The sequence below is a fragment of the Amycolatopsis sp. cmx-11-32 genome, from assembly GCF_047608695.1.
Taxonomy (GTDB): domain Bacteria; phylum Actinomycetota; class Actinomycetes; order Mycobacteriales; family Pseudonocardiaceae; genus Amycolatopsis.
Window position 1 is genome coordinate 126,715 of sequence record NZ_JADNQN010000016.1, and the last position, 25,082, is coordinate 151,796.

At 68.6% G+C, this 25,082-nt stretch carries 22 protein-coding genes; 10 read left to right on the forward strand and 12 right to left on the reverse strand.

The annotated features are described in order from the left end of the window. The gene (locus ACM6LR_RS34680; protein ID WP_414942160.1) at window positions 1–1,740 is read right to left on the reverse strand and encodes an ABC transporter ATP-binding protein; all 1,740 of its coding nucleotides are present in this window, start codon (window positions 1,738–1,740) and stop codon (window positions 1–3) included. 75 nt (window positions 1,741–1,815) lie between these two features. Between ACM6LR_RS34680 and ACM6LR_RS34685 the strand changes: the two genes are divergently transcribed. Both ACM6LR_RS34685 and ACM6LR_RS34690 read left to right on the forward strand, forming a co-directional pair. Further along, window positions 1,816–2,385 carry a TetR/AcrR family transcriptional regulator gene (locus ACM6LR_RS34685; RefSeq protein WP_414942161.1) on the forward strand — a complete coding sequence of 190 codons (570 nt, stop codon included), beginning with the start codon at window positions 1,816–1,818 and terminating at the stop codon, window positions 2,383–2,385. A 250-nt stretch (window positions 2,386–2,635) separates the two neighbouring features. Next, window positions 2,636–3,523: a lysostaphin resistance A-like protein gene (locus ACM6LR_RS34690; RefSeq protein ID WP_414942162.1), complete on the forward strand. Its 888-nt coding sequence runs from the start codon at window positions 2,636–2,638 to the stop codon at window positions 3,521–3,523. Window positions 3,524–4,039: 516 nt separating this feature from the next. Here the strand turns inward: ACM6LR_RS34690 and ACM6LR_RS34695 are convergent. Beyond that, window positions 4,040–5,089, reverse strand: a complete 1,050-nt coding sequence (locus ACM6LR_RS34695) for an NAD(P)-dependent alcohol dehydrogenase (RefSeq protein ID WP_414942163.1) — start codon at window positions 5,087–5,089, stop codon at window positions 4,040–4,042. Window positions 5,090–5,175: 86 nt separating this feature from the next. Here ACM6LR_RS34695 and ACM6LR_RS34700 point away from each other — a divergent pair, with 86 nt between their 5' ends. Together ACM6LR_RS34700 and ACM6LR_RS34705 are read left to right on the forward strand one after the other, a co-directional pair. Then, window positions 5,176–5,778, forward strand: a complete 603-nt coding sequence (locus tag ACM6LR_RS34700; protein ID WP_414942164.1) for a TetR/AcrR family transcriptional regulator — start codon at window positions 5,176–5,178, stop codon at window positions 5,776–5,778. A gap of 115 nt (window positions 5,779–5,893) precedes the next feature. After that, window positions 5,894–6,268, forward strand: coding sequence for a hypothetical protein (locus tag ACM6LR_RS34705; RefSeq protein ID WP_414942165.1), 375 nt, complete (start codon window positions 5,894–5,896; stop codon window positions 6,266–6,268). Here the strand turns inward: ACM6LR_RS34705 and ACM6LR_RS34710 are convergent. Next, window positions 6,249–6,860: a hypothetical protein gene (locus ACM6LR_RS34710; RefSeq protein WP_414942166.1), complete on the reverse strand. Its 612-nt coding sequence runs from the start codon at window positions 6,858–6,860 to the stop codon at window positions 6,249–6,251. The genes ACM6LR_RS34705 and ACM6LR_RS34710 overlap by 20 nt on opposite strands. 86 nt (window positions 6,861–6,946) lie before the next feature. Then, window positions 6,947–7,414, reverse strand: a complete 468-nt coding sequence (locus ACM6LR_RS34715) for an ATP-binding protein (protein ID WP_414942167.1) — start codon at window positions 7,412–7,414, stop codon at window positions 6,947–6,949. Window positions 7,415–7,718: 304 nt separating this feature from the next. On the opposite strand from ACM6LR_RS34715, the gene ACM6LR_RS34720 reads away from it, so the two are divergent. Continuing rightward, on the forward strand, window positions 7,719–8,159 hold the full coding sequence (locus ACM6LR_RS34720) for a hypothetical protein (protein ID WP_414942168.1): 441 nt from the start codon (window positions 7,719–7,721) through the stop codon (window positions 8,157–8,159). Here the strand turns inward: ACM6LR_RS34720 and ACM6LR_RS34725 are convergent. The 4 genes from ACM6LR_RS34725 to ACM6LR_RS34740 all read right to left on the reverse strand — a co-directional run bounded on the left by ACM6LR_RS34725 (window position 8,131) and on the right by ACM6LR_RS34740 (window position 13,379). After that, on the reverse strand, window positions 8,131–11,019 hold the full coding sequence (locus ACM6LR_RS34725) for an AfsR/SARP family transcriptional regulator (protein WP_414945290.1): 2,889 nt from the start codon (window positions 11,017–11,019) through the stop codon (window positions 8,131–8,133). The two genes, ACM6LR_RS34720 and ACM6LR_RS34725, sit on opposite strands and share 29 nt — an antisense overlap. Before the next feature lie 38 nt (window positions 11,020–11,057). Next, window positions 11,058–11,723, reverse strand: a complete 666-nt coding sequence (locus tag ACM6LR_RS34730) for a response regulator (protein ID WP_414942170.1) — start codon at window positions 11,721–11,723, stop codon at window positions 11,058–11,060. Continuing rightward, a complete protein-coding gene (locus ACM6LR_RS34735) occupies window positions 11,720–12,886 on the reverse strand; it encodes a sensor histidine kinase (protein ID WP_414942171.1) in 1,167 nt (388 codons plus the stop codon). Before ACM6LR_RS34735 ends, ACM6LR_RS34730 begins: the two co-directional genes overlap by 4 nt. A gap of 121 nt (window positions 12,887–13,007) precedes the next feature. After that, entirely contained in the window at window positions 13,008–13,379 is a 372-nt protein-coding gene (locus tag ACM6LR_RS34740; RefSeq protein WP_414942172.1) for an MmcQ/YjbR family DNA-binding protein, read from the reverse strand. A 112-nt stretch (window positions 13,380–13,491) separates the two neighbouring features. Here ACM6LR_RS34740 and ACM6LR_RS34745 point away from each other — a divergent pair, with 112 nt between their 5' ends. From ACM6LR_RS34745 to ACM6LR_RS34755, 3 genes are read left to right on the forward strand one after another with little or no spacing between them, the layout of a single operon-like run. Continuing rightward, a complete protein-coding gene (locus ACM6LR_RS34745; protein WP_414942173.1) occupies window positions 13,492–14,715 on the forward strand; it encodes an SGNH/GDSL hydrolase family protein in 1,224 nt (407 codons plus the stop codon). 58 nt (window positions 14,716–14,773) lie between these two features. Then, the gene (locus tag ACM6LR_RS34750; protein WP_414942174.1) at window positions 14,774–16,159 is read left to right on the forward strand and encodes an FAD-binding oxidoreductase; all 1,386 of its coding nucleotides are present in this window, start codon (window positions 14,774–14,776) and stop codon (window positions 16,157–16,159) included. Between the two features lie 27 nt (window positions 16,160–16,186). Further along, window positions 16,187–17,449 (forward strand): class I SAM-dependent methyltransferase, encoded by a 1,263-nt coding sequence (locus ACM6LR_RS34755; RefSeq protein ID WP_414945291.1) that lies wholly within the window; start codon window positions 16,187–16,189, stop codon window positions 17,447–17,449. 18 nt (window positions 17,450–17,467) lie between these two features. On the opposite strand, the gene ACM6LR_RS34760 is transcribed toward ACM6LR_RS34755, so the two are convergent. Then, complete coding sequence (locus ACM6LR_RS34760; RefSeq protein WP_414945292.1) at window positions 17,468–19,084, reverse strand: thiamine pyrophosphate-binding protein; 1,617 nt, start codon at window positions 19,082–19,084, stop codon at window positions 17,468–17,470. After that, window positions 19,081–19,857, reverse strand: a complete 777-nt coding sequence (locus tag ACM6LR_RS34765) for a cyclase family protein (protein WP_414942177.1) — start codon at window positions 19,855–19,857, stop codon at window positions 19,081–19,083. The genes ACM6LR_RS34760 and ACM6LR_RS34765 overlap by 4 nt, the downstream gene beginning before the upstream one ends. Before the next feature lie 280 nt (window positions 19,858–20,137). On the opposite strand from ACM6LR_RS34765, the gene ACM6LR_RS34770 reads away from it, so the two are divergent. Continuing rightward, a complete protein-coding gene (locus tag ACM6LR_RS34770; protein ID WP_414942178.1) occupies window positions 20,138–21,391 on the forward strand; it encodes a DUF222 domain-containing protein in 1,254 nt (417 codons plus the stop codon). 982 nt (window positions 21,392–22,373) lie between these two features. On the opposite strand, the gene ACM6LR_RS34775 is transcribed toward ACM6LR_RS34770, so the two are convergent. Beyond that, window positions 22,374–23,249: a sigma-70 family RNA polymerase sigma factor gene (locus tag ACM6LR_RS34775; protein WP_414942180.1), complete on the reverse strand. Its 876-nt coding sequence runs from the start codon at window positions 23,247–23,249 to the stop codon at window positions 22,374–22,376. 35 nt (window positions 23,250–23,284) lie between these two features. Then, window positions 23,285–24,199, reverse strand: a complete 915-nt coding sequence (locus ACM6LR_RS34780) for a glycoside hydrolase family 16 protein (RefSeq protein WP_414945293.1) — start codon at window positions 24,197–24,199, stop codon at window positions 23,285–23,287. Between the two features lie 121 nt (window positions 24,200–24,320). Between ACM6LR_RS34780 and ACM6LR_RS34785 the strand changes: the two genes are divergently transcribed. Further along, window positions 24,321–25,031, forward strand: coding sequence for a GntR family transcriptional regulator (locus ACM6LR_RS34785; protein WP_414945294.1), 711 nt, complete (start codon window positions 24,321–24,323; stop codon window positions 25,029–25,031). Window positions 25,032–25,082: the final 51 nt, after the last annotated feature.

Sequence of the window (25,082 nt, forward strand, 5' to 3'; positions counted from 1 at the left end):
TCAGCCGGGGACCGGGGCACCCTCCCCCGCGATCCGCAGCGCCTCCACCAGTTCCCGGTACAGCGTGTCGGTGGCGAGCAGCTGCTCGTGGCTGCCACTGGCCCGGACCCGGCCGTCCTCCATCACCACGATGGTGTCCGCGTCGATGACGGTCGACAGCCGGTGCGCCACGGTGACCACGGCGCCCTCACGGGCCCGCCGCCGGATGCAGTCGTGGATCGCGCTCTCGGTCCGGCCGTCCACCTGCGCGGTCGCCTCGTCCAGCAGCACCACGTCCGGCGTACGCAGGATCGCCCTCGCCAGCGCGATCCGCTGGCGTTCCCCGCCGGACACCGACGTCGACGACAGCGGCGTGTCCAGGCCGTCTTCGAGCGCGGCGATCTTGTCGCTCAGCCGGACTTCGCCGAGTGCTCGCAGCACCTCCTCCTCGGTCGCCTCCGGATGGGTGAACAGCAGGTTCTCCCGGATCGTGCCGGGCACGATCGGCGTCTCCTGCTCGACGTAGGCCAGCCGCGTCCGCACCGAGGCATACGGCAGGTCCGCGTACTCCCGCCCGTCCAGCAGCAGTGAACCCGACTGCGGCTGAACGAACCGCATGATCAGCGACAGCATCGTGGTCTTGCCCGCGCCGGACGGCCCGACGATCGCGGTGTGCCCGCGTCTCGGGATCTTCAGCGAAACGTCACGCAGTGCCGGATCGCCGCCGTAGCCCGCGGTCACCCCGCGCAGTTCGAGCACCGGCCCGTCCTGATCACCCGCCGGTTCCGGTGTCGCGGACGCCTTGTCCTCTTCGACCTCCAGCGCGTCCATCTCCCGGATCCGCCCGGCGGCGGCGATCCCCGCCTGCAACGCGGTCATGTTCTGGCTCAGTTCGGTGATCGGCTCCATCAACGCGAACGCGTACAGGAGGAACGCGATCATGCTCGACACCTCGAGCAGGCCGGCGTCGACCCGCCAGGCGCCGAGACCGAGGATGACCAGGATCGCGCCCTGGATGCCCGACCACGCCACCACCCACGCGATGGCCTGCCGCCGTACCGCGCGGACGCCGTGGACGGCGGCCGCCTCCGCGTCGACCAGGATCCGGTCGGATTGACGGCCTTCCGCACGGCTGGCCTTCACCGTGCGGATCGCCCGCAGCGCGCCTTCCAGCACGCCGCCGAGCTTGCCGACCCGGTCCTGCGCCTTCTCCTGCTCCTTCGCGATGGCTGGCATGAGCCACGCGAACAGCGCGACCACCACGACCACGGCCGCGACCGTGGTCGCCAGCAGCACCGGATCGAGCACGCTCATCAGCACCAAGGTGCCGATGAGCATCACCACACCGTTGATCAGGCCGATCACGCTGGACGACGCCGCCTCACGCAGCAGCACCGTGTCCGAGGTGACGCGAGTGACCAGTTCCCCCGTCGGTCGTTTCGTGATGGCCGGGATCGTCGCGCGGAAGAACCGCCGCACCATCGATTCCCGCGCCTTCAGCACCACCCGCTCGCCGACCGTGCCGAGCAGAATCCACTGCGTCAGCCAGATCACCGAGCCCACCAGCATCAGGCCGAGCAGCGCCAGCACGGGTCCGGCCAGCGACGCCGACGACCCGAGCGAGTCGAGCACCCATTTCGTGACCATGGGCGTGGCGAGACCGGTCGCGGAGCCGAGCAGGGCGAGTACCAGGCCGATCGCGAGTGCCCCCTTGTGTGGACGCGCGAACGACCACAGCACCTTCAATCGTGGAGTATCCATGGTTCCCAATGGAACACGCGTGTTCTAAAATCGTCAAGCGAGTTCCATATCGGAGGGCGAGGTACGGTACCGACCATGAGTGAGGGTGTGGCCACCGAGACGGGTGTCCGGGCGAGGACCCGGCGCGCGATCCTGGACGCGGCCATCGAGAAGCTGACTAAGCAACCGAGCGCGACACTGGCCGACATCGCGGCGGCCGCGAACGTCGGGCGCACCACGGTCCACCGCTACTTCCCGGAGCGCTCGGACCTCATCGACGCCATCAGCCTCGACGCCCTCGACAAGATCTCCCAGAGCACCGACCGGGCCCGGATCGCCGACGGACCGGTCCCGGCGGCACTGGCGAGGCTGTGTCAGGAGTACTTCGAGCACGCCGACGTCTTCCAGCTGCTGTTCACGATGCCGGACCTGATGACCCGCCCCGAGTGGAAAGAAGAGAGCGAAGACGACCGCGTCCTGCTCGGGCTCATCGAACGCGGGCATCGCGAAGGGTCGGTCGACCCGGCGATGACGAAGGAATGGGTGCAGCAACTGCTGTGGAGCCTGCTCTACACCGCCTGGGAGATGGTCCAGGAGAAGACCCCGAAGCACGAAGCCCTCACGTTGTGCATGCGCAGCCTGGAAAAGGTCATCGCGGTCGGCTGAAATCCGGCAGGCCCAAGAGCTCCGGCCGTAGGCGCACCGATCACCGTTCGAACAAGCGACGAAGACGTGGAAGTCCTCTCCTGAGCGGGAAATCGCGTAACCCGATTCGGAAAGACGCGCTCGCCCCGACCACCGCAACCTGTTCAGGACAAGAGCCGGAAGGGCTGTGCGGAAGGGAAGACCCAGGCCGGCTGATCTCGTCCGAAAGGATGACGCGGGCACGCGCCGCTTCGATGATCCTTTCCCTGTGATGGAAAAAACCGGCTCCCGCTCCGGTGCCGCCCGGGGAATTTTTGTCGTCGGGGTCGCGGTGTTCGCCGCCGCCCCCGCACTGCTGCTGGCGACCGGGCACGACACGATCAAGCCGTCCGCGGATTCGGACAAGGGGCTTTCCCTCGCGGGTGCCCTGATTCCCGCACTGGCCGGGATCCTGCTGATCCGCGGGATCCCGCTCCACGCACCCCGGCTGCTCCCCCACGTGACCGACCGGCGCGGACTGAGCAGACAGGCGATGGCCTTGGCGCTCATCGCCTTCTTGTGGCCCCTTGCGCTGTTCCTGGTGTCCACGGCGGGACAGCACTCGCTGGTACGCGACATCTGGGCGCTCGCCAAACCGCTCGTGTTCCTGGTGCTGCCACTGGTTCTCTTGCGAATCCTGCGGCCCTCCGGGGAACCGGATCCGTTCCGGCTCACGTGGCGACCTCGCCGAACTTGGCAATGGCTCGCACCGATTCCGGCGGTGCTCGTTTTCGGCTGGCTGTCCGTGCTGGGACCGCTCGCGCCGCCGCTGCCCACCGCCGAGGACTATCCCGACCCGGTGATTCTCGCGGTGGGCGCGACACTGACCTTCTTCACCGCGAATGTGCTCGAAGAGGTCTTCTTCCGCGGCATGCTGCAGACCCGTCTGGAGGCGCTTTTCGGTCGCTGGCCCGGAATTCTGCTGGCTTCGCTGCTGTTCGCGTGGCTGCACCTGCCGACACACGGCCAGGGAGCGCTCCCCCTGACCTTGGGCGCGATCGTCGCCTTCCAAGGGTTCTTCGGCCTGTTCACCGGCTACCTGTGGTCCCGCTACCGCAACCTGTGGGCCCCGATCGCCGCGCACACCGCGATGAACACGGTGCCGCTACTACTGATGTGACGCGGCAAGAGTCGGGCTCGTGAGTTGGAGGACTGTTTAATCGAGGGGAAGGGCAAAGTGTCGTATCCAGGGGTCGCCGCTCCCAATGCCACATTGGAGACGCTCAGTGTCCCCAATGCCGCAGTGGGGACATCAGTCCCGCGGTGTCGTGCCGCGTGGAGCAACACCCTTTTGCCCTGCCCCTCCGAGAGGACAACGGTGGCGTGGTCACCTCGCACGCGTTCCCCTGGTCGTGAAGGCCTCCTTGCCTAAAGTCAGGTCCCGACAAAGTCGAGGTCTTGCAGGTCAGGCGGCTATCCGTCGCTGCGCGAGGCTGACGATGCAGGGATGGGGACGTTGAGTGTCCCCACTCCTGCATCGTCGCGGGTTCACACCGGTTGGGAAAGTAGATCGACAAAGGTTCAGCGACATGCCCCCTCCGGCACACCCGAGTGTGGAGGTTCAAGACGTTCAACGCCCAGCAGCGCTGCGACTTTGCCGGGACCCTGACCCTGAAAGTAGCGAAGAAGGCTTCTATTACGCGCCGATGGTCGCCGCGTCGATGACGAACCGGTAGCGCACGTCGCTGTTTTCGACCCGGTCGTAGGCCACGTTCACCTGGTCGGCCGAGATCGTCTCGATCTCCGCGCCGATCCCGTGCTCGGCGCAGAAGTCGAGCATCTCCTGGGTCTCGGCGATACCGCCGATCATCGAACCGGCGAGTACCTTGTTCCCGCCGAGCAGCGAGAAAGCGTTGTAGGACAGCGGGTCGCCGGGCGCGCCGACGTTCACCATCGCCCCGCCGACGCGCAGCATGCCGAGGTAGGAGTCGATGGGCAGCGTCGCCGAAACGGTGTTGAGGATCAGGTCGAAGCGGCCGCGAAGCGTCTGGAACGTCGACTCGTCACCGGTCGCGTAGTAGTCCTTCGCGCCCAGCTTCAGGCCGTCCTCTCGCTTCTTCAAGCTCTGACTGAGCACGGTGACGTCGGCGCCCATGGCGACCGCGATCTTGACCGCCATGTGCCCGAGTCCGCCGAGGCCGACGACGGCGACCTTCTTGCCAGGTCCGGCACCCCAGCGGTTCAGCGGGGAGTAGGTGGTGATGCCCGCGCACAGCAGCGGGGCGGCGACGTCGAGGCCGATCCCTTCCGGGATCCCGCAGACGAAGGCGTCCTTCACGACGACCTGACGACTGTAGCCGCCATAGGTGTTCTCGCCGTCGAAACCGACGCCGTTGTAAGTTTGGACGTTGCCCTTGACGCAGAACTGCTCGGTGCCCGCGAGGCAGTACTCGCACTCACCACAGGAGTCGACCATGCAGCCGACCCCGACGCGGTCGCCGACCTGGTACTTCGTGACACCGGACCCGACCGCAGCGACGACGCCGGCGATCTCGTGTCCTGGCACCATCGGGAAGATCGCGCTGCCCCAGTCCTCCTTGACCTGATGGATGTCGCTGTGGCAGATCCCCGCGTACGCGATGTCGATCAGCACGTCGTCCGGACGCAGGTCGCGGCGCTCGATCGTCGTCGGCGACAGAGCGGCGCCCGGGGACGGCGCGGCGATGGCGTGCGTGGTCGTCGTCATTAAACCCTCCGAGATACTGTGAACCATGTAAGAGGTCACTTACGACTAGCGTAAGAGGCCTCTTACCTATTCCGCGACCGGGAGGTGTGATCCACGACATGGGCGGCAAGTACCACCACGGCGACCTCCGCGCCGAACTCGTGCGGGTCTCGCTCGACCTGATCGCCGAACGGGGACTCGCCGGGTTCTCCGTCGCCGAGGTCGCCCGCCGGGCGAAGGTCAGCCCCGGCGCGCCCTACCGGCACTTCGCTGACAAAGAGAGCCTGATGGCGGCCATCGCCGCCACCGTGGCCTGCCAGTTGGCGGACCGGGTGCGCGACGCCATCGAAGCGGAGAGCGACCCGGTCGCCGCGCTCGCCGCGGCCTCCGGCGCGTACACGGAATACCTGATCGAACGCCGCGCCGGGATGAACATCATCTACGCCGACGGCCTGCAAGGCCCGGAGTACGCGGCCCTGCACGAACAGACCCGCCGCCTGACCGACCAGTTCGTCATGCTCTGCCTGACCGTGGCCGACCGGCCACAGGACGGGCTCGAACTGATGGAACAGTTGTTCACCCAGGCACACGGTTACGGCACGTTCTATCTCGACGGCGTCTTCACCAAACAAGGCTATTCCAAGGAAGTCGTCGTCCGGAAGTCGACGGAGGCCGCCCACACCGCCATTGAGGGCCGCACCAGAATGTGACGTGATCCACGTCTGATTTATCCGATTACCGGGCCTCCCCGCGCCGACAGGATGCGAAGCGCAATCCCATCGACAGCGAGGAGAAGCGCGTGAGCGTCGAGCAAGACATCGGAACGTGGCGGGAACTGGGCCGCCGCACGAGTACCGCCTCGCCGCGGGGTTCGCCCTGCTCGGTGTGCCGCAGAGCGAACATCCGCCGCCGCTGGTCGTTCTCCTTTGGCTGCCCGTGCTTTTCTTCGGTGGCACGGGAATCGGCATCGCGATGCCGCATCTGGCCGTGGCGGCGATGACCTCCGCCCCGGACGGTGATGGCGGGAAGGCCGCCGTCGCGATCGCCACGATCCTGACGATGTCGACCGCTTTCGGTGCGGCGGTCGCCGGGCTCCTGGTCAACCTGGGCGCATGGTCGGTGGTCTCTTCGGCGAGGTGGTTGTTGCTCGGCTTCGCGGCCATCGCCGCCCTCGGTGTCTTTACGGCGCGACGACGGTGAACTCGATCTCGCCGGGGATCGGCGTACCCTTGCACTTCAGGGTGGCCGTATAGGTTCCGGGCGTGGTGACGACGGTGGTCGTACCGCTGAACCGGCCGAAGTTGCCACCCACGGTCCATGCCAAGGGCGCGGCGAACCCCGGCGAGGTCGCGGGCCCTTCAGGTCCGCCAGGGCAGCCGTAAAGCACATCCGAACCACCGGAGATTTCGCCGCCGGGCGCCACTTCGCTCGGGCCGAGCCCCCAAGACGGCGCCACGTAGTCGAGCACGGTGAACTGTGTGGTCAGGGTCTCCCCGTCACACGTGGCGGTCGCGGTGTAAGTCCCCGGCACGCCGGAGGCATACCCATTGCCCCACAGGTTTTCCCGGTCGCCGCCGACCGCGACCAGCTCGACAGGCCCGGTGAAGCCGGGCGAAGTCACCGCGGAATAGCTGTCACAGCCTCCACCGATGCCCGTGCCGAAGAGTTCGTTGGGCCGGACCTCGAGGGGGTAAACCCGCAGCGACGGTTCGGTTTGCGCTGAAGCCGCCGGTGCGACGGCCGCCCCCAGCGCCGCCACCGCCAACGCCACCAAAGTCTTCGTTCCCCGCATTTTCGGGCCCTCCCCTGGATTTCCCTGCCTGGTCGAGGACCACCTTGGCAGCATCGGGTGAGGGCTGTCTGCGTCATCTGACACAGTTACCCGGTTCGGTGCCGCCGACGAGCACGCGGGGCCCGGACGGCGATCGGGCAACCGCCGTCGCAACGGATGTGCGCCCAGACAGTCTTCCCGCCGCGCACCGGCTCACGACGGACACCCCACTGCACCGCCACCCCGTCGACGACGAGCAGTCCGCGTCCCCGCGGATCCTCGATCTGGGAAAGACGTGCCCGGGGTTGTTCGACGCTGACGTCCGCGACCTCGATACGGACCGCGCACGGCGAGACGCCGCGCCACAGCTGGATGTGGCGTGCGCCCCCACCGTGCACGTAGGCGTTGGCGACGAGTTCCGTCGCCGCCAGCAGGACGTCGTCACGATGGCCTCCCCCGAGGTCGGGTAGGCATCTGACTACCCAGGCGCGCATGTCAGGCAACGCTCGTGGCGTCGTGGCTCGCAGGTCGAACACCCAGGTTCCCGGCACCGGATGCTCCGCGATACTGATCATGGAGCCACCCTTCCCGTCACGCGGCCTCGCTGCTGAAGTCGCACGATCGGGTTACCCAGAACGTCCGCCGATCAACCCGCGGCGTACGGGACACCCGGGTCAGCGGGCCGCACCTGTAAGTCCGTGAAGGACTCCTTGAGGGACTCTGGGTCCCTCAAGGAGTCCTTCACGGACTTGTGGCGCCGCGCGCGGGACGATGCAGTTTCGAGGCACCGTAAGCGTTTCATCTGGATTTCATGGCGTCGCCCTACGGTTCCGGGCACGGATCCGCATCGGCGGACCGGTGGTCCACGAGGAGACGTTCATGAGCCCGGCGAGCCGGACCCCGTACAACATGGTGCTGCCCCGGGACGACCGGCCGAGTCCCGGGGAACGGGACGGGGTCGTCGGACCGGGCTGGAGCTGGGCGGCGTTCTTCATGCCGTGGGCCGACGGCCGCCCGTCGCCCCGGTACCGGTGGACGCTGTTCGAGACCGCGGGCCAGGCCGTCGACGACCTCCGTCGCTGCCTCGACGACGGCAACGTCAGCAAACGCGGTGCCCTGTGCTCGTCCGTACTCCGGAAGCGCGGGGCCCCGCGGGAGCTGGTGCTGTGCGACGCCGCGGACTGGGCGTGCGTCGTCCACGAGGTCCGTGCCGGGGTGCACCTGACCGACGCCGGTGACGCCTACTTCGCGCGCTGGCGGGCGAGTATGGACGGGCACCGCTTCACGATTGTCAACGCCGGTGTACCGACTGTCTGGTGAGGTCCAGGCCTTCCAGGGCGAGGGCGCGCTGCTGGGAATCGCCGTCGGGTCCGATGGTGGTGAGCACCCATTCGAAGTGCTCCCTGGCGGCCGCCGGGTCGCCCGCGGCGAGATGGGTGCGGCCGAGCCGGTTGCGGATCTCGGACTCCATCCCGATGATGGTCTCCTCGGTGACCGCCGTCAGCGCCCGGCGCTGCAGTTCGAACGCCTCGCCGAGATTCCCGAGTTCCAGTTCCGCCGCGCCGAGCCGGGCGAGGCTGGTCGCGATCAGCAGGCCGTCCGTGGTCTCCTCCGCGAGCTGGACGGAACGCCGGAGGTCCAGAGCGGCCTCGGCGAAGCTGCCGATTTCGAGCCGGACGGTGCCGCTGTGGCACAGCACCCTCGCCAGCATCCCGGGACTGCCGATCTCCTCGCTCAGGTCTCGGGCGCGGCCGAGGTGGACGAGCGCCTCCTCGTGCTCGCCGTTCAGGTAGGCGAGATAGCCGAGCGCGGACAGCGCCCGTTCGGCGAGCCACCGGTCCCCCACCTCGTCGGCCATGATCATCACCCGCCGCATCCCGGGGATCGCGAGGTCGTGCCGCCCCGCGATCAGGTCCGCCATGGTGAGCCCGCCCAGCGCCCGCGCCTCCACCCCGCGGTCGCCGCAGGCCTGGCCAGCCCGCAGCGCGTCGTCGAACCAGCCGCGCGCCCGGTCCAGCTGACCCTGCATGGCGTAGGCGTAGCCGAGGCAGAACCGGAGCGACGAGACCAAACGCTCGTCTTCGGCCCGTTCGGCCAGTGGCAGCGCGACCTGCAACGCCGTCCGGGATTCGTGGTATCGCTGCTGGCGCGCGAGGTAGTCGACCAGCCCCTCGGCGATCGAGCACGCGATGTCGTCCAGCCCTGCTTCGGCCGCTTGGGTGACCACTTCCGGCAGGTCGCCGACGGCGTCCAGCCAGGCGGAAGCGTCCCGTTGCCCGGTGAACGGTCCGCCGCCGGACTCCAGCGGGAAGCGCGCGACGCCCCATTCGCTCGCCCGGCGGGCGGCGCCGAGGTACAGCCCGTACACCCGTTTCCGCGCCGCCTCGACGACGTCGCCGGGCATATGCCCGGCCAGCCGTCGCGCGTAGACCGCCACCAGGTCGTGCAGCCGATAGCGGCCGCTCGCCGGTTCCTGCACGAGGCTCGCGTCGACCAGGCTTTCCAGCTGACGCTCGGCCTCGGCTGGCGAGCAGTCCAGCAGCGCGGCGAGCGAGAGCCGGTCGAATTCGGGGGTCGGTGACAGGCCGAGCGCACCGAACGCGCGTTGCCCGGCGGGCCGCAGCTGCTTGTACGAAAGGCGCAACGCCACCTCGACACTGCGGTCCTCGGCGGTCAGTTCGCCGAGCCGCCGCTCGTCGTCCGACATCCGGTCCACCAGGTCCTTGAACGTCCACATAGGACGATTCTGCAACCGGGCACCCGCGATCCGCAGCGCGAGCGGCAGGCGTCCGCACAAGCCGGCCAACGCGCGTACGGCGAACCGCTCGCCTTCGGCCCTCGGCACCCCCACGATGTGGCTGAGCAGCCGTTCCGCGGCTTCAAGACCTAGCGCGCCAAGGGAAACACGGCGGTCGGCGTCCAAACCGGACAGACGGCGACGGCTGGTCACCAGCACCCGGCTGCCCGGCCCGGACGGCAGCAGGGGACGCACCTGCCCGGCGGACTCGGCGTTGTCGAGCACCAGCAGCAACTTCAGGTGCGCGGTCGCCGCCCGCCACGACGCGGCCAGTTCGTCGAGATCGTCCGGCATCGTCCCGTCTTCGACGCCGACCGCGCGCAGCAACCGCCGCAGTGCGCGTTCCGGTGTCACCGGCTCGCGGCCTTCGGTGTACCCGTGCAGGTCCACGAAAAACGCACCGTCCGGATAGGACTCACGGAGCCGGTGGGCCGCGCGCACCGCGAGGGTGGTCTTCCCCGCACCGGGAACGCCGTCGACGGCGTCGACCGTGACCGCCTCCGGATCGCCGTCCTCGACGAGCAACGCGAGTTCCCGGTCCCGGCCGACGAGTTCGCCGTTCGTGGCGGGCAGTTCGTTGCGGACCCGGCGCGGCGCCTCCCGGCGCTGAGCGACGCCGAGCAGCGCGTCGTCCCCGCGCAGCACCGCTTCCTGCACCTGCCGCAGTTCCTCACCCGGCTCGACACCGAGTTGCTCCACCAGCCTCTCGCGGACGTCGGTGAACACCTCCAGCGCCTCCGCCTGCCGCCCGCCGCCGTAGAGCGCCCGCATCAGCAGCGCGGCCAGCGGCTCGCTCGGCGGGTCGGCGGACACCAGCGCCGACAGCTCGCCGATCACCTCGTCGAACCGGCCGAGTTTCAGCTGTGCTCGCAGTTTCCGGCCCAGCAGCAGGAGTTTGCGTTCCTCCAGCCGTCGCCGCTCGCCATGGACGAACGCGCCGGGCAGCCCCGTCAACGGCTCACCGTGGAACAGCCGGAGCGCGTCGGCGAAGGTGTCCACCGCGGTGATGAGATCCCCGGCCTCCTCGGCGGCGGCCGCGGCGACCGCGACCTCCTCCAGCCGCGCCACGTCCAGCCGCACGCCGCCGCTGGCGAACCGGTAGCCGCCCCGGTCGGACACGATCACCGAGTCCTTCGGCTTCCGCCCCGACGTGTCCAGGCATTGCCGCAGCCGCCGGACGTATACCGGCAGCACGTTCGATTCCGGTGGCCGTTCCCAGAGCCCGTCGGTGAGTTCGTAGTGGCTGACGGTCACGTCCGGGCGGAGCAGCAGCGCGGCCAGCACGGCCTGTTGCCGGACCGGACCGAGGTCCAGTCGTGTCTCCCCCCGCCAGGCCCGCAACGGGCCGAGCACCTCGAAGCGAAGCCGCGAGTCCGCGGACACCCCATCCCCCTTCATCATCCCCCCTTCGTTTCGCATGACTAACCCGGCACCACGATCCCGTGGTCGAACGCGTAGACGATCGCCGCCGCACGATCCCGCAGCTGGAGTTTCGTGAAGATCCGGCCGATGTGGCTTTTCACGGTCACCTCCGAAATCACGAGGGCGGTGGCGATCTCCGCGTTGGTCAGCCCGCGGCCGATCGCCCGGAGGACGTCTTGTTCCCTAGGTGTCAGCAGGTCGGGCGAACGCCCGCCACTGCCGTTCCCGGCTGCCTGCCGGTACGCGGCGAGCACGCGGCCGGTGACCCCTGGGTCGAGCCAGGCGTCGCCGTCGGCGACCGCGCGCACGGCGCGGATCAGGTCTTCGGCGGGGGAATCCTTGAGGACGTAGCCCGCGGCACCCGCCCGCAGCGCGTCGGCCAGCAGGCTGTCGTCGTCGAAGGTGGTCAGCGCGAGCACCGCCGGATGACCGCCGGTCCGCCGCAGCCGCCTGGTCGCCTCGACCCCGCCGACGTTCTTCATCCGCAGGTCCATCACGATGACGTCGACCTCATGCGCGGCCAGTGCGGCGGGCACTTCCGAACCGTCGCCGCATTCTCCCGCGATGACGAACCCGTCGCGGCGCCGCAGGATGCGCCGCAGCCCGGACCTGGCCAGCTCCTGGTCGTCGACCAGGAGCACCCGGATCTCCACGGCGGCGGTCACGGCTTGACTCCCGGCACGGTGACTTCCACGACCCACTGCTTTCCGCTGGGCCCGGCGCTGAGGTCGGCGCCGAGCTGAGCCGCGCGAACGGCCATCCCCGCCAGTCCCGATCCGTCCTCGGACGAACGCCGGACGGTCGCGGGGAGGGTGTTGCTGACGATGAGCTTCGCGCCCGACCGGCCGGCGTTCAGCCGGACCTCCGCGGTCGCGCCGGGGGCATGCTTGACGACGTTGACAAGTGATTCCTGCACGATCCGGTAGAGACCCAATCCGTCCGAGGCGCCTACCCGGCCGAGGTCGCCTTCCTGTGTATAGCGCACCGCCAGTCCGGCGACCCTGGTGCGTTCCACCAGCGTCGCGATGTCCTCCACGCCCGGCAGCGGGGTGCTGCCCGACGGGGTGTCGGCGAGCAAGCCGACCGTGCGGCGGATGTCGGCCATCGCGGCACGCCCCACCTGCTCGGCTTCGGTGAGCGCTTCGATCGCCTCATCGACGTCGCGGTCCTGCTGCAGGGCACGCCTGGCACCGGTCAAGTGCAGCAGCGTGATGCTGAGCGAATGGCCGACGACGTCGTGCACCTCACGCGCGATCCGCTGGCGCTCGGCCAGCAGCGCCTTGTCACGGGACGCGTCACGGTTGACTCGTTCGGCGTCCAGCACCCGGGTGTACCAGCGGACCATGAGACCGCCGCTGAGGCCGAGCAGGATCGCGACCATGTACACCGGGCCGCCGACCAGTCCGCCCCAGATCCCCGCCACGACCAGTACCAGCTCACCCGCGACGGTGACGATGGTGATCCCCGTCTTCGTCCGCAGGACACTGGCCGCTTCGGTGGCCGCGACCAGCAGCAGCAACGGCGCGAAATCCGGGAGCACCGGCTCGAGGAGCAGGACCGAGGCCGCGACGATCAGTGCGGTCATCCGCACCCACGGCATGATCCAGTGGGTGATCGTCCAGATCACCGAAGGCGCGATCACCAGCAGCCCGGCCAGCGCGATCGGCTCCGGCGGCAGCAGGGCGTCCCGTTGCACCAGCGCGACCGCGGTGAACACGAAGCTCACCGCGCTCGCGCACAACGCCCCCCACCACGGCAGGGTCAGTCCGGCCCGGGTGAGACTGACCTGTACCCGTGCCCGGAATCGGTCCCGCAAGATCACCAGCACGGGCATCAGCCTAGGAAGTGCCGGGAGGCGCGTCATCGTGCGGCGGGCGGCACCCGTCTCCGCCCACGGTAGGAGGCGGGGCAAGCACGAGCCGATGAAGTCCGGATGAAACGCGGGGCGCTCACTCCTGGCCGAAGCCGACCCACCGCAGCTTCTCCCGCTCCCGTTTCGGCAAGCCCGCGACAACGAGGTCGTAGGAGTCCTCGAGCATCTCCCGGACGAAGTCGTCGGTCAGCGAACCGTCCAGTTCGACGGTGTTCCAGTGCTGCTTGTTCAGGTGGTAGCCGGGAATGATCGCCGGATGCTCGGCTCGCAACCGGACCGCCAGATCAGGCTCGCATTTGAGGCTGATCCGCAGGGGCTTCGCCTTGAGCGCGCTGAGCGCGAACATCTTTCCCGCGACCTTGAACACACTGGAATGCTCGTCGAACGGGAACTCGGCGCGGGCACCGGGGAAGCCGAGGCAGAGCTTCTCGAGAGCGGCAGGCGTCATACGGTCACCTTAGGTCGTGCCTCCGACAGAAACCTGTCCTGTCCTGCGCATTGACCGGCCGTCGGTGATTCCCCGACGATGAAGGGAGCCAACTGGGTGGAGCGTGACCGACATGCGACCGAACCGCGGAAAACGCTTGCTGGTGGCGGCGATCCTGCTGCTGGGTGTCGTACCGGGAGCCGCCGCGGCGGCTCCCGCGAGTCCAGCGGAGAGCGCCACCACGAGCGAGTGGGTGGGCACCTGGGCGGCCGCGCCCGCGGCCGGGGTCGCCGGGACCGACAACGGCTACCCGAACTTCTCGATCCGCAACATCGTGCACACCAGCGCCGGCGGGCGCGAGGCACGCGTGCGGCTGTCCAACGCCTTCGGCCGGACGCCGGTGCTGTTCGGCAAGGTGACCGTCGCGGTCGCCGCGGGCCCGGACACCGCGCAGGCGGTCCCCGGCACGATGCGCACGCTGACCTTCGGCGGCGATCGCGAGATCACCGTGCCGCCGGGCGCCGACGTCCTCAGCGACGGCGCGGCACTGACCGTGCCGAGGGACGGCGACCTCCTGGTGACCACGTACACCCCGACGCCGTCCGGGCCGGTCACCTACCACCCGCTCACGATGCAGAACTCGTACTTCACCCGTGACGGCGACAAAGCCGCCGACGAGTCCGCGGCGGCGTTCCCGGAGAAGACCACGGTGTGGCACTACGTGTCCGGAGTGGACGTCCGGGGGCCGGGGCTGCGGGGCAGCGTCGTCGCGATCGGCGACTCGATCACCGACGGCGCCGTCTCGACCTGGGGCGCCAACCTGCGCTGGCCCGACCAGCTCGCCGACAAGATCAACGCGCGCATGGGGGTGCTCAACGCCGGGATCAGCGGGAACCGGCTCCTGCTCGACGGCGGCAACTACGGCGTCAACGCGCTGGCACGGCTCGACCGGGACGTGCTGAGCCAGTCCGGCGCGCGGACGGCGATCGTGTTCGAGGGCATCAACGACATCCAGCAGACGCCGCACCAGGCCGACCCTGGCAAGATCATCTCGGCACTGAAACAGATCGCGACGAGGGCGCACGACCGCGGCCTGCGGGTGCTCGGTGCGACGATCACACCGTGGAAAGGCTGGGGTTCGTACACGCCTCAGCTCGAGGAGACCCGGCAGGCGGTCAACCGGTTCATCCGGACCAGCAGGCTGTTCGACTCCTACATCGACTTCGACGCGGTGATCCGTGATCCCGCCGATCCGCGGCGGATCGAACCCGAGTACGACTCCGGCGATCACCTCCACCCCGGAGACAAGGGCTTCACCGCCATGGCGGACGCTGTCCCACTGCAGCGGCTGAGGTAGGGAATAAAGGCTGCGCGCGGCGGTTTCGTCGGGCACGATGTGCTGATGGCGATCAGAAATGACTAGCGGCGAGGGCGGTATCCGAGCGACGGCGCGGCTGGTGCGGTTCGCCGAACACGAAGCACGCGCGGAAGCGCTCCGGGCGCAGCTGGCCGGGCTGCACGGCACGATCCGGCTCGCGAAACGGACGTCGAACCTCTTCCGGGCGCGGACGGCGACCAGCACGCCGGGGTTGGACGTCTCGGGGTTCACGCACGTGCTCGACGTCGATCCGCTGGCGCGCACGGCCGACGTCGAAGGCATGGTCACCTACGAGCAACTCGTGGACGCGACCCTTCCCCACGGACTGATGCCGCTGGTCGTACCGCAGCTCAAGACGATCACGCTCGGCGGCGCGGTCACCGGCCTCGGCATCGAGTCGTCGTCGTTCCGCAACGGCCTCGTGCACGAGTCGGTGCTGGAGATGGAGTTGCTCACCGGCGACGGCCGGATCGTGGTCGCCCGGCCGGACAACGAGCACAGCGACCTGTTCCACGGCTTCCCGAACTCGTACGGGACGCTCGGCTACGCGCTGCGGCTGAAGATCGAACTGGAGCCGGTGAAGCCGTACGTGCGGCTCGACCACGTCCGTTACGACGACACCGAGGAGTACTTCGCGGCGCTCGGCGAGGCCTGTCGCGACGGGTCGGCCGACTTCGTCGACGGAACGGTCTTCGGTCCGGGTGAGCAGTACCTGACACTGGGCACGTTCACCACCTCCGCGCCCGCGACCAGTGACTACACCTGGCTCGACATCTACTACAAGTCGATCCGCGAACGCGAGACCGACCACCTGAGCGTCCGGGACTACCTGTGGCGCTGGGACACGGACTGGTTCTGGTGCTCGCGCGCGTTCGGCGTCCAGAGCAGGCTCCCCCGGCTGCTGCTGGGCAGGAAACTGCTGCGGTCCTCGGTCTACTGGAAGCTGGTGGCGCTCGACCGCCGCTTCGGGGTCGCCGCGAAACTCCTCAAGCTGCGCCGGCTCCCACCGGAAGAGACCATCGTCCAGGACATCGAGGTGCCGCTGTCGCGCGCCGCGGAGTTCCTGGACTTCTTCCGCCGCGAGATCCCGATCAGCCCGGTGTGGATCTGCCCGCTGAAGCAGCGGCCGGGTGGCGTGAACTCGCCGCTGTACGAAATGGACCCCGAAACGCTGTACGTCAACTTCGGGTTCTGGTCCGCGGTCCCGCTGGACCCCGGCGAGGGACCGGACACCCACAATCGGCTGATCGAGGCCGAAGTCACCCGACTCGGCGGGCGGAAATCGCTGTACTCCGACAGTTTCTATGCCGAAGATGAGTTCTGGCGGCTGTACAACGGTGATGCCTACCGGAAACTGAAGACGACCTACGACCCGGACGGCCGCTTGCTCGACCTGTACGCGAAATGCGTGCGGCGGCGGTGACCCGGGCTGGGAAGAAGAGAGACGAACATGGCTGAGACGACGACCGTCGGGAAGATCTTCGAGCGTTTGCTCGGCCCGAGCGCCGACGTGTCCATCACCGCCTACGACGGCAGTACGAGCGGCCCGGCCGACGCACCGGTGTCGATCCAGGTGCGGTCGCCGCTGGCGCTGACGTACCTGATGTCGTCCCCGGGCGACCTCGGGCTCGCGCGTGCCTACGTCGCCGGCGCGCTCGACGTGGACGGCGACCTCTACTCGGCGCTGCGCGCGCTGGTGGCCCAGGTCGACCAGCTCAGCTCCGCGGACCGCTTGTGGCTGCTGCGCAAACTCGGCCGCACCCACCTGCGTCGCGTCCCGCCGCCCACCGAAGAACTGCCGAGCCGTCTCAAGCGCGGCCTCGACGGATTGCGGCACTCCAAGGCGCGGGACAGCAACGCGATCGCGAACCACTACGACGTCTCGAACCGGTTCTACGAACTGGTGCTGGGTCCTTCGATGGCCTACACCTGCGCCGCCTATCCGTCCGCCGAATCGTCACTGGAAGAGGCACAGGCGCACAAGTTCGACCTGGTGTGCCGGAAACTGGACCTCAAACCGGGGATGCGGCTGCTGGACGTCGGCTGTGGCTGGGGCGGGATGGTCGAGCACGCCGTCGCGCACTACGGCGTCGAGGCGCTGGGCGTCACCCTCTCCCGCGAGCAGGCGCAATGGGCGCAGAAGGACATCGTCACCAAGGGGCTCGCGGACCGCGCCGAGGTGCGGCACCTCGACTACCGCGACGTCACCGAAACGGACTTCGACGCGGTGTCGTCGATCGGGCTCACCGAACACATCGGCGCACGGAACCTGCCGTCGTACTTCCGTTTCCTCGCCGGGAAGCTGAAGCCGCACGGACGCCTGCTGAACCACTGCATCACCAACCCGGACACCTCCGTGCCGCACCGTTCGCGCGGGTTCATCGACCGGTACGTGTTCCCCGACGGCGAACTGGAGTCCGTCGGGGAGATCGCCACCGCGATGCACGACAGCGGGCTCGAGGTGCGGCACTCGGAGAACCTCCGCGAGCACTACGCCACCACCCTCGGCGCGTGGTGCGCCAACCTCGACGCGAACTGGGACGAGGCCGTCGCCGAAGCGGGCGCCGGGCGGAGCCGGGTCTGGGCACTGTACATGGCCGCGTGCCGCCTCGCGTTCGAGCGGCGGGAGATCGAACTGCACCAGGTGCTCGGGGTGAAGGTCGGTCCGGACGGGGACTCGGGGATGCCGTTGCGGCCGGACTGGGGCGTCTAGCTCCGGGGTGCAGGACACTCAGTGGCGGAAGGCTTCGGCGAGCCACCACGAGCCGCCGTCGTCGGCGATCTTGGCGTCGATGACGAGCGGCGCGTCCCGTGGCCCGCCGAGCCATTCCGTGACTCCGGCGAGGTCCTCGACCGACCGCACGGTGACGCCGTCGCAGCCGAAACCGCGTCCGATCGCCGCGATGTCGGTATCGGGGAACCTGACCGTGGTCATGTCCGCGTTGCCGAAGTGGTGGATTTCCGCGCCGTACGCGGCGTCGTTGTAAACAATGACCACGAGCGGGATCCCCAGCCGTAAGGCGGTTTCCAGTTCGGAGATGGCCATGAGGAACCCGCCGTCGCCGACGCCGAGCACCGGTAACCTGTCCGGCCTGGCGAGCGCCGCGCCGATCGCCGTCCCGAGGCCGAGCCCGACGCATTGGAACGCTTGGGTGAAACAGAAGCCGTTCTCATCGGGGACGGACAGGTACGCGCTCGGGTAGCCCATGAAGTTGCCGGAGTCGATCGAGAGCACGCGTTCGGCGGGCAGGATCTCGTCGAGGCGGCGGCTGAGTGTGCGCGGGTCGATCCGTCCGTCGCCGGATAGGTCGTCATACGGCACGTCGTTCCATCGTATTCCCGCGGGGACTCGCTGTCTCCCGGCGCTGTGGCCACGCTTTTCGAGTTCCGCGTGGACGTCGGTGGCGGTGCTGCCGACGTCACCGACGACACCGAGGTCGATCCGCCGGTGGGCGCCGAGCGCGGCCTGCTCGACGTCGACCTGGACCAGGCGGGCCTTCGGGCCGAGGAGCGTGCCGTGCCGGGTGGTCCACATGTTCAGCGCGCAGCCCCAGCCGATCACGAGATCGGCGTCACCGATGAGGTCCGCCGCCTGCGGTGACGAAAAGCCGCCCGCGATCCCGATCGAGAAGGGATCGTCAGGGAAAAGGCCGTGTGCCACCGCCGAAGTCGCCAGCAGCGCACCGGAGACCTCCGCGAGCTGCCGGAGCGGTGCCGCGCCCGCCCGCGCACCACGACCGGCGATGAACACCGGTCGCCGCGCTTCGGCGAGAAGGTCGGCCAGTTTCGCGACCGCCTCGAAGTTCGGCCGGATCGGCGCCGGGCCGGCGATTCCCGGTACCGGGAGGACCGCTTCGGGTGCTTCCTGGGCCTGGACGTCGAGCGGGAGGTTGAGCAGGACGGTCCGGCGTTGCTGCCAGGCCGTCCGGTAAGCGCGGACGGTGTCGGCGACCGCGGTCGCCGCGCTGTGAACGCGTTCCGATACGGCGCCGACGGCGGTTCCGAGCGCGTCCTGGTCGATCCGGAAGTTCGACAGCACCGCCGACGCCGCGGTGTCGGCGGTCAGGACGATCATCGGTGTCCGGCTCTTGGCCGCCTCGGTGATCCCGGTGAGCGCGTTGGTCAGCCCGACACCCTGGTGGAGACTCAGCACCGGCATCCGGCCGCTCATCCGCGCGTAGGCGTCGGCCATACTCGCCGCGCCGCCCTCGTGCCGCGCGGCGACGAACCGCACTCCGCCGGACCGCAACCCGTTGGTGGCCTCGAAGTTACCGCTGCCCACGACCCCGAACGCGGCTCCCACCCCGAGTTCCGCGAGGGTGCGGCCGACCAGTTCCGCGACGTTCACGCCCGTTCCACCAGCGCGTAGACCCTGGCAGGACTCCCAGAACCGCCGACGATCGGCAGCGGACTGACGACCAGCAAGGACCCGGTGGGCGGCAGGCTCGCCAGGTTCCGCAGCTGGGTCAAGCCGTGTTTTCCCGCGCCCAGAAGGAGTTCATGGCAAGGAAAGGCCGGTTCGAGTGCCAGCGACTGCCCCGCGTCGGTGCCCACCGTCTCCACGCCGAACCCGGTGATCGGCGCCTCTTCCGCGAGCCAGCGGGCACACTCCGCCGAGACGCCCGGCGAATGCGGGCCGTTCTCGTCGTTGTTGAGGAAGGCCTCCTGATCGTGCGATCGGGCGTCCCACCCCGTGCGGTAAAGCAGCCAGCCGCCGTCGGGAAGCGGCCCGTTCTCGCGCTCCCACGCGAGGATGTCGTCGACGGACAACAGGTAGTCCGGATCTTCGGCCGCACGCGCCGACGCGTCGAGCACCACCGCCGGGGCGACCAGCGTCCGCAACGGCACCTCGGAGACGTCGTGGCCGTCCTTTCCCGACACCCAGTGCACCGGGACGTCGAGATGGGTTCCGGTGTGCTCGCCGGTGTGGATGTTGTTCCAGTACCAGCGCGGCCCGCGTTCGTCGTACCGGCTGATCTCCTCCAGGCCGAACGGGATCGTGTTCGCGAACGGCTCCGGCAACCGGAGGATCGGCGTGCTCGCGCTCAACGGGGCGGTGAGGTCGACGACCTCGATCGCGCCCGTGGTGATCGAGGTGCTCAGCTGGGCCAACAACGACATGCGTGCCTCCCGGGTGACTGCGGTGTCCGGATCACCTTAGGCCTTTTCGAAGGCTAAGTCGTTAGTGATTCGGGGTCGAGTTCGCGGGACTTCAAGAAGTACTTCCGAACCCCTGAGATCTCGACGTCGTGAAGGCCTCCTTCCCTACCCTGAGAGTAGCGAAGGAGGCCTTCACCAACTCTCGCCCGAGAGCCGCGCAGCAGAATAGAAAAGATCCAGTCCACCATCGACACAGCTTTCGTTGGTCGAATATATGTTCGACAAATGGTATTCTTGAGGGGTGTCCAGCAGACGAACCCTCGAACCGCCACAGGAGTTGTGGCGTGCCGGTGCGCAGGAACTCGCGCACGGTGTGGTCGAGCGGATGTCGTTGGCACGGCAGGCCTTCGCGGAGGTCGGGCAGTTCCTGGTGGAGATCGAAGCCCGGGGCCCGATGGAGTTGTTCGGGTACGGCTCCACCGCGGGCTGGTTCGCCGAAACCGCCCGCATCACGCCCGAGGAAGCGCGGAAGACGGTGGCGCGGGCGATCGCGGTGAACGACGGCCGGAACCTGGATGGCACCCCCGCGCCCGCGTTCGCGCCGATCGCGGGCGCCGCCGCGGCCGAGGGCGACCTCGGCCACCAGCAACTGGACCCACTCCTCGCAGTCCTGAAAAAGATCCCCGCCGAGATCCCGGCGAAGGGTCGCTCCGGCGCGGAACAGATCTTGGTAGACCTTGCCCGGAGAGCCGGACCACAGGAAATCACCAGCGCCGGCGCGGATCTTTTGGCCCACCTCGACCCCGACGGGAACGAACCGAAAGACGAAGACCTCAAACCACCCTCGCGCGAAGTGTTCCTCCGCAAACGTGACGACGGCTGGTGGCGATTGAATGGCCTGCTGGACCCCGAGTTCGGGGCGCGAGCGAACGCCCTGTTCGAAACCTGGGGACAGCGAAGACCCGTCGACGACGACGGCAACCGCGACCCGCGCACCCCCGCCGAACGCCACGGCGACGCCCTTTTCGACGCCATCCACTACGCCATGACCAACGACAAAGCCCCCACCCTCTCCGGGGACCGCACCACCGCCGTCGTCACCATCCCACTGGAGACGCTGTCATCATTGCTCGGAGCAGCCTGCGTGGACGGAGTCACCCGGATCACCGCCCGCCACGCCCGCATGCTCGCCTGCGACGCCAAAATCATCCCCGCCGTCCTCGGCTCCGAAAGCGAACCCCTCGACATCGGCCGCGCCACCCGCACCGTCACTCCCGGACAACGCCGAGCACTCAACCTCCGCGACCACGGCTGCATTTTCCCTGGATGTCGGCGACAACCGAAACACTGCGAAGCCCACCACATCTTGCCGTGGGGCCAACTCGGCGACACCGACCTGAACAACCTGTGCCTGCTCTGCCGCTACCACCACATGGTCATCCACGGACAATCCGGCTGGAAAGTCCGCATGGCAGCCAATGGCCGACCGGAGTTCGTTCCGCCGCAGTACCTGGATCCACTACAGAAGCCCAGGCGCAACACGCATCACAGCTGAACCCGAGGAGCCCGCCACCACACCGGCGACGGGCCCTTCGGCGTGCCCGGAGGGCGGCACCGACAGCGCGATGCCTGAACCAGGTACCGAACATCGAACTCTGCGACCGCCCCGCCAGCCGCTTCCCGAGATCGACGGCCTGCGCCTCGGCGAGCAGGCAGACGTAGTCGGTGACGGCCCGAGCGCATCGGGCCTCTTTGTTCTTCTCGAAGCTGAAGGGAGGTCTCCGGGCTGTTTGGCGACTTCCCCAGGCACGTGATCAACCGATCGAAGTCTGAGCCGATGATCCCGGCGGTGGCCTTTCGATCACGTAGAACCACGTGAGCTCTTTCAGCGCCGCGACCCGGCATTGACTTTCCAGATCAATTTTCACGTAGGGGCTTCGTCGATGACCCGGGCCGCCTGCACGAACCTGGCGAGATGATCACTGGTGATCATGTTCATCCGAACACGATTTCTGCGGTGCCCCAGCACTGCGACTGAAGACGGTCACCGAACTCGTCGAAACCGTTGTGATTCTTCAATCTGCGGATCCCGTGCTTGACTATGCGCTTCCGATCGACAGACAAGCCACGCAACGGGGCCAACCCTGCCCGGAAGCAGTCTTCGGGGTCATCCCGCCCCCACTTGTCGCCGTAACCACGGTCGGTCCACAAGGCCGTGGTCTTGCACGAGTCGCAGGGCTTGAGACGCGGAAGCTCGAGGACCGCGTTCAACGCGATGTGACCAAACGGCGGATGCCCGATATCGCGCAAGTGCTGCACGAGTCCTCGGCCCATCTGTGCGACACCGGCGAGCCGCCGGAACGCGGAAGAACAAAGGACCCGGTCCCGCTGATAAGCCTCCCGATAAGACGGCGGCTCCTTCACAGCATGGCGCCGGACATTTCCGAACGTCCCCTCGGGCAAGTAACCGTCAACACCTCACCGGAGCGACAGATTCGTCGATACCCGTCGCGATCGAACCGCAACCGGGGCCGAGGTCAGCTTTCCAGGATCACCAAATCCAGCCCCTGCAACCGTTCCCGGTCCGCGATGACGTCGATCTCGGTGATCTTCCCGTCCATGAACGAGAACGCGAGCACCACCGAAGGACGTCCCTCGTCGGCCATCACGAGGCCGACGCCACCGTTCACCAGCGCGAGTTGCGTGGTCCGCGCCCGCACCGAGGCGGCCGCGGCGCCGCGGGCCACGACAGAAGCGCCTTGCAGGAAGACCGGTGTGCGCGAGGGGCCTGCCGCTCTGTCGGCGCGGAGGACGACGTCGGGGTGGAGCAGTTCGAGGAGCGCTTCGAAGTCCCCGCCCCGGGCGGCGGCCAGGTAGGCGTCGACGACCTGGCGCCGTCGCGCGAGGTCTGGTTCCGCGGCGGTGGAGCGGCCCTGGACGCGGCGCCGGGCGCGGCTCGCGAGTTGCCGGGCGGCGGCCGGGGTGCGGTCGATCAGCGGGGCGATCTCGTCGAACGGGACCGCGAACATGTCGTGCAGCACGAACGCGAGCCGTTCGGCGGGGGCCAAGGTGTCCAGGACCACGAGCATCGCCAGTCCGATCGAGTCGGCGAGCACGGCGTCGGCGGCGGGATCGACCGAAGGGTCGACGGGCTCGGACGACGCGGCGTCGAGCGGCTCTTCCCGCCGGTGGTCGCGTGAGCGCAACACGTTCAAGCACACCCGCGCCACCACCGTGGTCAGCCAGCCGCCGAGGTTCTCGATCTCCCCGGCGTCAGTGCGGTTGAGCCGCAGCCAGGTGTCCTGGACGGCGTCTTCGGCCTCACTGGCCGAGCCCAGCATCCGGTAGGCCACCGCACGCAGCCTCGTCCGGTGCTCCTCGAACCGTTCCGCCAGCCGATTCTGCTCGTCCACCGCACTCCTCGCTCCCGCAGCACCCCGGCTCACATCTAACAGCCACTGAGATCGTCGGCGAACCGCACACCCGAAGATCGGTACGACGCGGCGCGTTCGGCGGCCGACTGAGGCGTGAGGACCTCGTTTTTCGCGTAGTAGACCCAGTCCACCTGCTCGAGATAGGTGCTCGTGCCGCCGCTGTGCCGGGTGAGGTCGATGAACCACTGGTTGAAGTTCAGGGACATGTCCTGCCGCGGGTACACGTCGAACGGCCCACCGCGATCGTGGTCGGCGACCAGCGTGCCGTCGATGTAGTACCGGACGTGCCCGTCGGACACGGTCGCGGCGACGGAATGCCAGCCGTCGATGCTGCGTCGCTGAGCGCTGCTCTTGTTCTCGGCGTACCAGGGGTCCGGCGTGTAGGTGTGCCAGCTGGTCTGGAAGTTGACCGGCCCCGCCTCGCCCCATCCGCCGTTCGGCAGGTATTCCGAGAAGTCCAGCTCGCTGTAGATCGGGTCGTTGTCGTAGCGCAGCGGGCTGATCGTGAACAAGGTCTGGTTGATCCGGTCGCCGTCGGGGCCGGACGCCGGCGCGTCCGAGAACCGGATCCGTGCCGCGTAGGTTCCTTCGAAGAACCGTCGGCCGGGCTGCAGGATCTCGGTCTGCGTGGTGCCAGCGGGCGTGCCGTCGGTGGCCGAGGCCAGCTGCAGGACCTTGTCCCCGCCGGACGTCGGGAAGGTGATGCCTTCGGGAGCCCACCGCGCACCCGCGACGCCGGGGCCGCCACCACCGGAGCGCACCTGCCAGCCGTGCTGCGAGAGGAGCCCGTCGGTGTGCGACGCGTAGTGGAAGTCGTCGAACAGGGCCCCACACGCGGCCGCCCCGCTCGCGGTACCCGGTGCGAGCCCGAGTGCGGCGACCGACAACGCGGCGACGGCGGCGAAACGGAACTTCCCTGAGTTCGACATCGCGCTCTCCTTTACCAGTGGTCAGCTTCTCTCAAGGTCCCGCCGGTCAGCGGTAAAGTCAATAGGTCTAGACAACTTGTCCACCAGCCAATTCGTGACGACCACTGGGTAGGCTGTGGTCATGCGGCGGACAGAGGTCAAGGAGCGGCTGCGCAAGCTCATCGAGCGGCGGCAACCGGGCGAAGTCCTGCCTTCGGAACGCACGCTGAGCACCCAGATCGGTGTCTCGCGCCCCACCCTGCGAGCCGCGATCGACGAACTCGCGCGAGACGGCCTCGTCGTCCGCGAGCACGGCCGCGGCACGTTCACCGCGCCACGCAAGATCTCCCAGGATCTCTTGCCCACCACCGGCGGCGACCAGTTCGCCCCGCCGGCCGAGGGCCACTGGACGAGCAAGGTCGTCGACTTCCAGATCACGCCCGCGGGGGCGCGGCTCGGCAAACGGCTCGAGGTCTCCCCCAGCCGCCCGCTGGTGGCCGTCACCCGCCTCCGGATCGTCGAAGAGGCGCCGATGGCGATCGAGCGGATCCTCGTGCCGCGCGAGATCGTGCCGGACATCACGCGCGCCGACTTCGAGTCGGGCTCGTTCTACGAACTGCTCCGGACGCGGTACGAGGTCCGGCCGTCGACGGCCGTGCAGATCACCGAACCGACCGTCACCGACGCCGACGAATCCGGCCTGCTCGGCGTTCCGCAGCACTCCCCCGCACTGCTGTTCGAACGCACCACCCGCGACCCCGGTGGCCGCGTGATCGAGTACACCCGCTCGATCTACCGGGGCGACCGCTACCGGATCACCACGCACCTGAAGTTCGACCACACCTCCGGCTGACTCCGGCGTGCCGGGGCCGTCCGCGCGGGAGTCCATGTCAGACTCCCGGGC